The organism is Streptomyces sp. NPDC052052 (genome assembly GCF_040680455.1).
Taxonomy (GTDB): Bacteria; Actinomycetota; Actinomycetes; order Streptomycetales; family Streptomycetaceae; genus Streptomyces.
The window spans coordinates 23,534-35,000 of record NZ_JBFAWU010000006.1 but is presented as its reverse complement, the minus strand read 5'-3'; the positions used below and the strand labels follow the sequence as shown (position 1 = coordinate 35,000).

8 protein-coding genes and 1 pseudogene are annotated in these 11,467 nt (G+C 71.2%); 8 read left to right on the top strand and 1 reads right to left on the bottom strand.

Annotation, left to right across the window (positions count from 1 at the left end):
• Positions 1-3 precede the first annotated feature (3 nt).
• Positions 4-1,167, top strand: coding sequence for an acyl-CoA dehydrogenase family protein (locus AB0L71_RS08925; protein WP_365239868.1), 1,164 nt, complete (start codon positions 4-6; stop codon positions 1,165-1,167).
• A 4-nt stretch (positions 1,168-1,171) separates the two neighbouring features.
• The gene (locus AB0L71_RS08920) at positions 1,172-2,023 is read left to right on the top strand and encodes a CoA ester lyase (RefSeq protein ID WP_365239866.1); all 852 of its coding nucleotides are present in this window, start codon (positions 1,172-1,174) and stop codon (positions 2,021-2,023) included.
• Between the two features lie 49 nt (positions 2,024-2,072).
• Here the strand turns inward: AB0L71_RS08920 and AB0L71_RS08915 are convergent.
• A pseudogene (locus AB0L71_RS08915) lies at positions 2,073-2,468 on the bottom strand (transposase); the annotation flags it as partial.
• A 9-nt stretch (positions 2,469-2,477) separates the two neighbouring features.
• Between AB0L71_RS08915 and AB0L71_RS08910 the strand changes: the two are divergent.
• From AB0L71_RS08910 to AB0L71_RS08885, 6 genes are all read left to right on the top strand, one after another.
• Positions 2,478-3,134 (top strand): DUF6461 domain-containing protein, encoded by a 657-nt coding sequence (locus tag AB0L71_RS08910; protein ID WP_365239863.1) that lies wholly within the window; start codon positions 2,478-2,480, stop codon positions 3,132-3,134.
• 95 nt (positions 3,135-3,229) lie between these two features.
• A complete protein-coding gene (locus AB0L71_RS08905) occupies positions 3,230-3,379 on the top strand; it encodes a putative leader peptide (RefSeq protein WP_365239861.1) in 150 nt (49 codons plus the stop codon).
• 175 nt (positions 3,380-3,554) lie between these two features.
• Positions 3,555-4,721, top strand: coding sequence for an LLM class flavin-dependent oxidoreductase (locus AB0L71_RS08900; RefSeq protein ID WP_365239859.1), 1,167 nt, complete (start codon positions 3,555-3,557; stop codon positions 4,719-4,721).
• Positions 4,722-4,899: 178 nt separating this feature from the next.
• Complete coding sequence (locus AB0L71_RS08895) at positions 4,900-6,309, top strand: MFS transporter (RefSeq protein WP_365239856.1); 1,410 nt, start codon at positions 4,900-4,902, stop codon at positions 6,307-6,309.
• Positions 6,310-6,330: 21 nt separating this feature from the next.
• A complete protein-coding gene (locus AB0L71_RS08890; RefSeq protein WP_365239854.1) occupies positions 6,331-7,809 on the top strand; it encodes an aminotransferase class V-fold PLP-dependent enzyme in 1,479 nt (492 codons plus the stop codon).
• 191 nt (positions 7,810-8,000) lie between these two features.
• Complete coding sequence (locus AB0L71_RS08885) at positions 8,001-11,216, top strand: penicillin acylase family protein (protein ID WP_365239853.1); 3,216 nt, start codon at positions 8,001-8,003, stop codon at positions 11,214-11,216.
• The last annotated feature ends 251 nt before the right edge of the window (positions 11,217-11,467 follow it).

Genomic DNA, 11,467 nt, shown 5'->3' with positions numbered 1-11,467 from the left:
ACCGTGGACTTCGCCCTCAGCCCCGAACAGGAACTGTTCCGCCGCACCCTGCGGGACTTCGTCGCCCGGGAGATCGAACCGGTCGCCCGCGAGTGGGAGGAGTCCGGCCGGCACCCCGCCGAGATCATCGACACGATGCGCGCCATGGGGCTGTTCGGGCTCACCGTGCCGGAGACCTACGGCGGGCTGGAGGTCGACATGGTGTCCTTCGCGCTGGTCTTCGAGGAGATCTCGCGCGGCTGGATGGGCATCGCCGGAATCCTCGGCTCGCACTCCCTGGCCTGTCTGCTCATCGCCCGGCACGGCACCGAGGAGCAGCGCACCCGCTGGCTGCACCGGATGGCGACCGGCGAGTGCCGCAGCGGCATCGCCCTGACCGAGCCCGACGCCGGTACCGACCTCCAGGGCATCCGTACCACCGCCCGCCTGGAGGGCGACCACTACGTGGTGAACGGCGCCAAGACCTGGATCACCAACGCGCGCCACGCCGGTGTGCTGCCGGTGCTGGTGAAGACGGATCCGCAGGCCCAACCATCCCACCGGGGCATGAGCATCCTGCTGGTGGACACCTCGACCGAGGGATTCACCGTCACCCGGGACCTGCCCAAGCTGGGTTACAAGGGCACCGAGACCTGCGAACTGCTGCTGGAGGACCTGCGGGTGCCTGCGGACTGTCTGCTCGGCGGTGTCGAGGGACGGGGCATGCAGCAGGCGCTGTCCGCGCTGGAGACCGGCCGTATCAACGTAGCGGCCCGCTCGGTGGGCATCGCCCAGGCTGCCTACGACGAGGCTCTGACGTACACCGGGCGGCGGCACGCGTTCGGCAAGCCGATCCACGACTTCCAGGCGGTGCAGTTGCGGCTGGCCGACATCGCCACCCGTCTCCAGGCGGCCCGGCTGCTGGTGTACTGGGCGGCGTCGCGAGCGGACGGCGGGGCTCGCGTGGACACCGAGTCGGGGATGGCGAAGCTGTTCGCCTCGGAGACAGCGATCACGGCGGCGCTGGACGCGATGCGGCTGCACGGCGGATACGGCTACTCGAAGGAGTTCGTGGTGGAACGGCTCTACCGGGACGCGGCGTTGATGAGTATCGGGGAGGGTACCAACGACATCCTGCGCACCGTGATCGCCCGGGGGCTGACCTCCGGCGCGACCAGGATCGGGTGACCCGGTGGCCCGCTCCTACCTCTATGTGCCCGCCGACCGTCCGGCGATGCTGGCCCGCGCCCTGGAGCGCGGCGCGGACGCAGTGATCGTCGACCTGGAGGACGCCGTCGCCCCCGGCGCCAAGGACGCGGCACGCGAGGCCACCGCAAACTGGCTCGCCGGGCTCACACCCGGCGGCCCGACCGAGGTGTGGGTCCGGGTGAACCCCGGCCCGGTGGGCCTCGCGGACGCCGCCGCCGTCGTCGGCCCCGCGCTGTACGGCCTGTGCCTGGCGAAGTGCGAGACCCCGGCCGACGTGGCGGCGGTGGACGGGGTACTGAGCGAACGGGAGGCCGCGCTGGGGCTGGCGCCGGGGTCCGTCGCGCTGTCCCCGCTGCTGGAGTCGGCCGGGGCGGTGCTGACGGCACCCGCACTGGCGGCGGCCCCGCGAGTGGCGCACCTGCAGGCGGGTGAGGCTGACCTGCGGGCCGAACTGGGCATGGAACCCGGCCCGGAAGAACGGGAGTTGCTGCCGATAAGGGTCTCGCTCGTGCTGGCCTGCGCCGCTGCCCGGGTGGGGCCACCGGTCGGTCCGGTGAGCACCGACTACCGCGACACCGAGGCCCTGCGCCGCTCCACCGAGGCGCTGCGGGCCCTCGGCTACCGTTCCCGGGCCTGCATCCATCCGGCGCAGATCCCGGTGGTGCACGAGGTGTTCACCCCGTCACCGGCCGAACTCGACGCGGCGCGCGACCTGGTGGACCGGTTCGACGCCGCGCTGCGGGAGGGCCGCCCGGTCATCGTCGGCGCGGACGGCCGCATGGTCGACGAGGCCGTGGTGCGCACCGCCCGCCGCACCCTGGCGGCGGGGGGCTGAGGACGTCGGTCGGGGGGTGTCTGTATGTCTTTCGTCAAGCAGGAGCTGGTCATGCGGCGATTGCTTCGGGGAGGCGTGATTCGTAGAAGGTTCCGTCGCGGAGCATGGCGAACAGGACGGTGATGCGGTGTCGGGCGAGGCGGAGGAGGGCTTGGGTGTGGGTCTTGCCCCGGGCCCGGCAGCGATCGTAGTAGGTGCGGGAGGCGGGGTCGTGCAGGGCGGCGAAGGCGGAGAGGAACATCGCGCGTTTGAGCTGCCGGTTGCCGCCTCGGGGTGCGTGCTCGCCGTGGATCGAGGTGCCTGACTGTTTCGTTGTCGGGGCGAGGCCGGCGTAGGAGGCGAGGTGGGCGGCGGTGGGGAAGCTGGTGCCGTCGCCGACGGTGACCAGAAGGACTGCGGCGGCCCTGACGCCGACACCGGGCAGCGACGTCAGGACCTGGGAAAGAGACATCCGATGCAGTTGATCTGTCAAGACGGCGGTCTGGGAGGCGTGTCGGTGGTGTGTGGCAGCATCCACGGCATGACAAGTACAGGGATAGGCCGCGGACTGGATTTGTTCCGAAAGGGCGACTTCCCCATATACACGCTGACCTTCGTGCGGGATCTGCCCCCTGCGGAGCTTCTCACCCGCATGGGCGTGGATCCGGGGACCCTTGCACTCCGCGACGCCGTAGACCTGGCAGACGACTTGGGTGACGACCTTCTCGACGAGGAAGAACCCGTCGTCACCAGTGGCATCGACGGCTCGTGGACGTGGGCCTGGGAACAGGGCGGCGTGCATGGACTCGATGAGAGGATCTTGAGTCGCGTCTCCGTCGGCACAGAAGCCGTGGTGCTCCACTACAACGAGAAACCGATGCACTCGTTGAAGTACGCGGTGGGCGGCGAGATCATCGTCGGCTTCCACACTCTCCAGGCGATCGAACCGACCGGGCAGGACCCGGCAAGACTTTATGGCGTCATGAGGCCCCTCGGGCTCGTCCCTGGCCAGGTCGCGCCCCTGCACAGCGTCCTGGCACTGGTAGAGACCGCTTTTGACATCCGCCTGCGGCAACCCGACGACGTAGACGACGAGCGTTGGAGCGGCAGGCTGCTTCCCCTGCCGGACTGAACGCCTCAAGCGGCGGCCCTCAGCGCAGGAGTTCCAGAGGTGGGGAAGGCCGTGCCCTCGTCGTAGGGGGTGCGCTTGGGTAGGCACGGGGTCACATGGCAGACAAGCTCTTGTACTCCGCAGCGCAGTACGGCCAGGATGCGCGTATGGCCCCCTCCCTCGTCTCCCGTCGGCACGTGGATCTGCTGCGTACGTCGGCGGCGCTCTGTCGGGCCGACCGCAGCTGTCGCGCGGCCTGTCGCTGACCCGCACGACTCGCCCGTAGCCGATCGGGCTCTTCCTGACGGCCCCGTACCGGTGACGGGTGCCTCGCCCGTATCCGGCGGCGGCCACCGCCCCGTCGTCGACGCTTTCCGACTTTTCCGGCCCCCGCAGGGGTGTGCCGTGCCCCGTTCACCCACTCGTTCCGCGAGGTTCGTCATGCCCGAAACGCTCCCGTTGCTGCACTGGTTCCTGCCCACCGGCGGTGACGGCCGCGATCCCGGCGGAGTCACCGCCGTACAGGCGCGCACCGCCTCCGCCACCCGGCGGCCCGCCGACATCGGCTACCTCGCCCAGGTGGCGCGCGCCGCCGAGCACGCGGGATTCGCCTCACTGCTGACCCCGGTCGGTCTCGGTTGCGTCGATCCGTGGATTCTGACCTCGGCGCTGGCGCAGCACACGGAGCGGATCGATTTCCTCGTGGCGTTCCGCGCCGGTCTCGCAAGTCCGACACTGCTGGCCCAACAGGCCGACACCTTCCGTCGGTTGATGGGCGGACGACTGCGTCTCAACATCGTCACCGGCGGCGACCCCGTGGAGCAGCGCGCCTACGGCGACCAGCTCGACCACGACGCCCGCTACGCGCGCACGGACGAGATGATGGCGGTGCTGCGGGATCTGCTGGACGGCAAGCGAGTCGACCACGAGGGCAGCCATCTGCGGGTCGAGAACGCCCACTTGACAGACCCCGCGACCGATCATCCGGTGCCGCTCTACTTCGGCGGAGCGTCACCCGCGGCCCAGGATGTGGCCGTGCGGCGCGCCGACGTCCAGCTCCTGTGGGGCGAGCCGCCCGCCGCGGTTGCCGCCAGGGTGGAGCAACTCCGAGTACGTAATCCCGCGTTGCGTTTCGGACTGCGCCTCCACATCATCAGCCGGGACACCGCCGACGAGGCGTGGCGCGAGGCCGATCGGATTCTCAGCGGCCTCGACCCCGAGGCGGTGCGTGCCACGCAGGACCGTTTCGCCCGGATGGACTCCACCGGGCAGGCGCGCATGGCCGCCCTGCACGCGGGATCGGCCGACGCGGACCGGCTGACCGTCTCACCCAACCTCTGGGCCGGGATCGGTCTGGTCCGCGAGGGCGCGGGCACCGCGCTGGTCGGCTCGCACGACGAGGTCGCGGCCAGGCTGGACGAATACCGGAGCCTGGGCATCGACGAGTTCGTCCTCTCCGGTTACCCGCATCTGGAGGAGGCGTTCCGGGTGGGCGAGGAGGTCGCGCCGCGCCTGCAGGCGCTTTCCGCTGCGGACACCGTCACTCCGCCTCCCGGGAGGACGCCCCCTTCGCCCTCCGGGCTCCGGTCCCCGGGCGCCGGTTCATGACGGGTCCGTGGTGTCCCGGCGCCGGTTCGCTGCGGGCCCGTGGTCACCCGGCACCGGTTCATGACGGGCCTGTGGTGTCCGCACCGCTCTCGGCGAGGATTCCCCGGCCGAAGGGGTTCATGCCTCCGTCATATTCACCCCTTGCCGTCCGTTCGTACGCTCCCCCATGATCTACGGCATGTCAGCAGACGAACGAGCGGACCACGGACCGGTTCCGCACCTGCCGCGTCGGGTGCGGATCGGATACGGGCTCGGCTCCCTGTGCACCGGCACCTTCGCCACCGTGCCGGGCCTGATCCTGCTCTACTACCTCACCGACGTCCTGGCCGTACCCGCCGCTGTCGCGGGCGCGGCGGTCTTCCTGCCAAAGGCATGGGACGTCCTGATCAACCCGCTGGTCGGAGCGGTGTCCGACCGCAGCAGGCTGCGAGGCGGACCACGTCGGCCGTTCCTGCTGATCGGCGCCTGCACCCTCCCTCCGCTCTTCGCGCTGATCTTCGCCGCGCCCCCGCTGCGTGGCGCCGCCGCGGCCGGCTACGTGGCGGTGCTGTTCCTGCTGGCCGCCACCGCGTACGCCGTCTTCCAGGTGCCGTATGTGACGATGCCCGCCGAGATGACCGAGGACCCGGCCGAGCGCGGGCGGGTCCTCGGCTGGCGGGTGGGCTTCCTCGGCGTCGCGATCCTGCTGTCCGGCGCTCTCGCCCCGGCGATCGCCCACGCCGACGGCGACAGCCCGGCCGGCTACCGGATGATGGGGGTCGCCGTCGCCGTCCTGCTCGCGTCGGGCATGTTCGGCGCCTGGTTCACCACCCGCTGGGCGCCGTCGGTGGCCCGCAGCGAGGCCGAACCCTCGCTCCGCGCCCAGTTGGCCGCCGCCCGTTCGAACCGGCCGTTCCTCTTCCTGGTCGGCATGTGGACCCTCCAGGCCCTCGCCATCGGCGTGATGCTCGCGGGCGTCCAGTACTTCGCCACGTACACCCTTGGCTCGCCGAGCTCGGTCACCGCGCTGTTCGTCTGCCTGATCGGCCCGCTCGTCATCGTCATGCCGCTGTGGAACCGGCTGGCCCACCTGCACGGGGTGAAACGGGCGCAGTGGTGCGCGTCCCTGCTCCTTCTCGCCGGGACGCTGCTCCTGAGCCTCACCCCGACGGCCGGACCGGCGATCGGCTACGGGGCGGTCGCCGTCATCGGTGTCGCCTACGCCGGGCTCCAGCTGCTGCCGCTCACCATGCTCGCGGACACACTGGCCGCCGACGTGGCCCGCACCGGGAAGCGGCGGGCCGCGACGTTCACCGGGCTGTGGACAGCGGCCGAGACCCTGGCCTTCGCGCTGGGCGCGGGGCTGTTCGCCCTCGTTCTGGCGGTGACCGGGTTCCGCTCCTCCGACGCGGATCACCGGTCGGCCCAGCCGGAGGCCGCGCTGACCGGCATCACCGCGGGCATGAGCCTGCTGCCCGCCGTGCTCGCCGCGGCCAGTCTGTGGTTTCTGCATCGCTACCGCGAGGACAGCACCGCGACCGCCCCTCCGGCGTCCGCACCTCCCTCTCCGGCGTCCGTGCCCCCGCCGCCCCTCCCCCGCACTCCGTAATCCAGCAGGAAGAGATCCACCGTGCCGACTGAACCCACCCGCGCCCTGCCGGCCGGCCGCCCCGCGGCCGACGTGCTCGCCGAGCTGCGTGACCTGCGCACGTCCGACGCACCCACCCGGGGCGGCCGCACCTTCGCCTACGTCTACGACGCGGGCCTGGACGGCCTCGACGAGCTGACCGCCGCCGCGTACACGGCGTACGCCACCGTCAACGGCCTCGACCCCACGGTCTTCCCCAGCGTGGCTCGGCTGGAGAACGACCTGGTGGGCGCCGTCGCGGCACTCCTCGGCGCCCCCGGCGCCCAGGGCACGTTCACCAGTGGCGGGACGGAGAGCATCATGCTCGCCGTCAAGGCGGCCCGGGATCACGCGCGTACGGTACGAGGGATCACGGCGCCGCAGCTGGTTCTCCCGTCCACCGCGCACGCCGCCTTCCACAAGGCCGCCCATTATCTCGGCCTGGAGACGGTCGTCGTCCCCGTCGACCCGGACACCTTCCGCGTCGACGCCGACGCCGTGGCCGCCGCGCTCACCGACCGCACCGCGCTGGTGGTCGCCTCGACGCCCTCGTACGCGCACGGCGTGATCGACCCGGTGGCCGAGATCGCCGCGGCCGCCGCCCGGCGCGGGGTGCTGTGCCATGTCGACGCCTGCATCGGCGGCTGGCTCCTCTCCTATCTGCGGCGCGCCGGACGTGAGGTGGAGCCGTTCGACCTGTCGGTGCCCGGGGTCACCTCGCTCTCCGTCGACCTGCACAAGTACGCGTACGCCGACAAGGGCGCCTCCGTCGTTCTCTACCGGGACGCCGAACTGCGCCGGTACCAGTACTTCGCCCATGCGGGCTGGCCCGGCTACCCGGTCGTCAATCCGACGGTCCAGGGAACGAAGTCCGGTGGCCTGCTGGCCCAGGCGTGGGCGGTCCTCCAGCATGTCGGCGACGACGGTTACACCGCACTGGCCGGGCGGGTCGCGGAGGCGTCGGACCGGTTGCTCGCGGGCCTGCGCGGGACCGACGGCATACAAGTGCTGGGGGAACCGGCCGCCGGACTCGTCGCGTTCACGGTCCTCGGCGGCCCGGTGGCCGACGACCCCGACCTGAGCCTGCTGCTCCACCTCGCCGACGAGATGCGCGAACGGGGCTGGTACCTCCAGCCCCAGCTCTCCTTCGACGGCCTGCCCCCCAACCTCCACCTCACCCTGACCCCGGCCACCGTCGACCAGGTGGACGCACTGTTGGAGGACCTCGCCATCGCGCTCCGGGCGGCCCGCACGCTGCCGCCGGTGACCGTGGACCCGGCCATCGCCGACCTTGCCGCCGGACTCGACCCTGCGACACTCGGACCGGACGAGGTCGCGGCCGTCCTGGCCTTCGCGGGGCTCGACGGCAACTCGGGGCTGCCCGGCCGGATGGCCCCCGTCCTGGTCCTGCTCGATGCACTGCCCCAGCCCCTCAAGGAACGGCTCCTCGCGGAGTTCATCGGGTCGGTGTTCCAGATCTGACAGTGCGTCAACAAGGGTCACTTCCCGCCATGTCGGACGAATAGTCGTCTTGGCCGGGGCCTTCTGTGAAGCGCGCGTTGCAGTCGTGCGGACGACTCGACGCGAGGGCTTATGACGGGGCGCGAACGGGGCTAGTGTTCGCGCGCACCCAGTGATGCACCCCCCATAACCCTGTTGCTGAAGAGGCCCCGGTGACCCCTGTTCCTGTGCCACCCCTGCCCCGCCGTCGAACGAGATTCCGTACGGCCCTCGTCTCCGTTCTCCTGGCGCCCGCGCTGCTCGCTCCTCTGCTCGTCGCCGGCCCCGCGCAGGCCGCCGCCGGCGTCGATCCCCTCCCGGCCGTCGGCGACCCCTGCCTCGGCCAGTGCCAGGACATCCTCCCGGCGGGGCAGAACGGCCACGCCACCCTCGCGGGAATCCTGCTGCACCAGAGCATCGGTACCCGTCCCAAGCACTCCGCCGACCAGATCGAGCCCTACGACAACCTGCTGCACGACTACTCCGGACTGACACCGGACCAGCTCGCCGCCTACTTCAACGACGCCTCTCTCGGCGTGCCGACCGGTCAGGTGGAGAGTACGGAGTCCCCGCGGTCCGACGTCACGATCACCCGCGACAAGGCGACCGGCACCCCGCACATCAAGGGAACCACCCGCGCCGGGACCGAGTTCGGCGCCGGATACGCGGCCGGCCAGGACAAGCTGTGGCTGATGGACATCCTGCGCCACGTGGGCCGCGGCGAGCTGTCGTCCTTCGCGGGCGGCGCGGCCGGCAACCGCGCCCTGGAGCAGAGCCTGTGGGCGGTGGCGCCGTACACCGAGAGCGATCTCCGGACCCAGCTGGAGCGCGTCCGCGACTCGGGCGCCAAGGGCGCGCAGGCGTACGCGGACATCCAGAACTACGTGGCCGGCATCAACAAATGGATCGACGACACGGTCGCGGCCAACAGCTACCCCGGTGAGTACGAACTGACCGGCCACGGCTCCTCGATCAACGACTTCACCGCCACCGACGTGGTGGCGATCGCCGCGGTCGTCGGGGCGATCTTCGGAGGCGGAGGCGGCGGCGAGGTCGAGAACGCGCTCGCCAAGCTGGAGTTCCAGCAGCGCTACGGCTCGGAGGCGGGCAACACCGCCTACGCCGCATGGCGGGCGCAGAACGACTCCGAGGCAGTGACGACCCAGGGCCAGGGCACCTTCCCCTACGCGAACACCCCGGCCTCGCCGACCGGCGTCGCCGTCCCGGAGCGCGGCACGGTCCAGGCGTTCGCCCACGCCCGGAACGGCACCGGAACGGGCGCGACGACGGCCGCCACGACGACCGCGGCCACCGGTGTGCTGCCCGCCGACCTGATCACCGCGAAGAAGGGCATGTCCAACGCCCTGGTGGTGTCGGGCGAGCACACCGCCTCCGGCCACCCCGTGGCCGTCTACGGACCACAGACCGGCTACTACGCACCGCAGTTGCTGATGGTGCAGGAGCTCGATGGCCCCGGGCTGCGCGCCCGCGGCGCCTCGTTCCCCGGCCTGAGTTTCTACGTGGAGATCGGCCGCGGCCTCGACTACTCCTGGAGCCCCACCTCCGCCAACCAGGACATCACCGACACCTTCGCCGTGGAGCTCTGCGAGCCCTCGGGCGCCACGCCCACCACGGCTTCCTCGAACTACCTGCTGCGCGGGGTGTGCACCCCGTTCGAGACGCTCACCAAGCGCAACAGCTGGACCGCCACCACGGCGGACGCCACCAAGGCCGGCGCCTACGACCTGGTCAGCCGGCGCAGCGCGTACGGACTGGTCACCCACACCGGCGAAGTCGGCGGGAAGCCGGTGGCCTTCACCGCGCTGCGTTCCACGTACCACCACGAAGTCGACTCGGTGATCGGTTTCCAGCAGTTCAACGATCCGGCCGAGATCACCTCCGCGCAGTCCTTCCAGAAGGCCGCGCAGAACGTCGGCTACACGTTCAACTGGTTCTACGCGGACGCCGATCACACCGCCTACTACAACTCAGGCACCAACCCCGTCCGGGCCATCGGCACCGATCCCGACCAGCCGATCCTGGCCCGAAGCACGTACGAGTGGCAGGACTGGGACCCGGTCACCAACACCTCGGCCGTCACCCCGCCGGCCGAGCACCCGCAGTCCGTCGACCAGGACTACTACATCAGCTGGAACAACAAGCAGGCCAAGGGCTTCGCCTCGGCCTGGGGCAACGGCTCGGTCCACCGCGCGGACATCCTCGACACCCGGGTCTCCGCCCTCGTCGAGGCCGGCGGTGTCACCCGCACCAAGCTGGTCAAGGCCATGGAGGAGGCCGCGACCGTCGATCTGCGTGCCGAGGAGGTGTTGTCCATCCTGCTCGACGTCATCGACACCGCACAGGTCACCGACCCCGACCTGGCCGCCACCGTGGCGAAGCTGCGGGCCTGGCACACCGCCGGATCGAACCGCAGGGAGACCGCGAAGGGCTCCGGCACCTACGCCCACGCCGACGCGATCCGCATCCTGGACGCCTGGTGGCCGCTCCTCGTCGAGGGCGAGTTCACGCCCGAACTGGGCGACGACCTCTACCAGGCCCTGACCGCCGTCGCCCCGATCAACGAGTCGCCCTCCGGCGGCCAGAACGGCACCGGGGGCGCTGCCACCGGTATCGCCGCGAGCGAGGCCCACAAGGGCTCGTCGTTCCAGCACGGATGGTGGTCCTACGTCGACAAGGACCTGCGGTCCGTACTCGGCAGGGCCGTCGGCAGCCCGCTCGACAGGAAGTACTGCGGGGCGGGCTCGGTGACGGACTGCCGCCAGATCCTGCTCTCCACCCTGACCACCGCCGCCGCCACACCCGCGACCACCGTGTACCCCGGGGACACGTACTGCGACGCGGGCAACCAGGTCTGCGCCGACGCGATCGTCCACCGGGCGATGGGCGGCATCACCGTGCCCCGCATCGCCTGGCAGAACCGTCCCACCTACCAGCAGGTGGTCGAGTTCCCGGCCCGCCGCACCGACGACCTGACCAACCTCGCCGCCGGAGCGAGCGTCATCGCATCCGACTACCAGGACGCGGTCGTCGTCTCCTACCCGCCCCGGAAGGCCATCGACCAGGACCCCGCCACCCGCTGGGCGAGCAAGACCGTCGCCACAGCCTGGATCACGGTCGACCTCGGCGCCACCCGCCAGGTCGGCCGCGTCACCCTCGACTGGTCCGACCAGTACGCGCTGGGGTACCGGATCGACGTGTCGACGGACAACACGAACTGGCGGACCGTGCACACCACGACGGCGGGCCGGGGCGGTGTGGAGAACCGCGCCTTCACCCCGGGCGACGCCCGCTACGTACGGATCACGTGCCTCGTACGCGGCACGGACAACCGGTACTCACTCAATGAGATAGGCGTCTACGGTCGCTGAGCCCGGACCCGGGCCGCCCGCGATCAGGCGTGCGGGCGGCGTGACCGAGGGCCGGGAGCGAGTCATCCCCTTCCGGCCCTCGGCCCAGCGCCAGGGCCACGACAACCGGCGGGCCGTCTCTTCGACGCCGAGAACGGGAGAAGGCGCGCGCCCGGAGGACCCACTGTTGGACGAGTCGTGCAGCCGGGCGATGCCCAGCGGCACGTGAGGGATGCCCTCTCCTTCGGGCCGCCAGGCGCGCACGATATTCC

Bases quoted from the DNA above. Each gene is read 5' to 3' on its own strand.
- AB0L71_RS08905 (WP_365239861.1), top strand. From the start codon at position 3,230: ATGGCAGACAAGCTCTTGTACTCCGCAGCGCAGTACGGCCAGGATGCG.
- AB0L71_RS08900 (WP_365239859.1), top strand. From the start codon at position 3,555: ATGCCCGAAACGCTCCCGTTGCTGCACTGGTTCCTGCCCACCGGCGGT.
- AB0L71_RS08910 (WP_365239863.1), top strand. From the start codon at position 2,478: ATGCAGTTGATCTGTCAAGACGGCGGTCTGGGAGGCGTGTCGGTGGTG.
- AB0L71_RS08895 (WP_365239856.1), top strand. From the start codon at position 4,900: ATGTCAGCAGACGAACGAGCGGACCACGGACCGGTTCCGCACCTGCCG.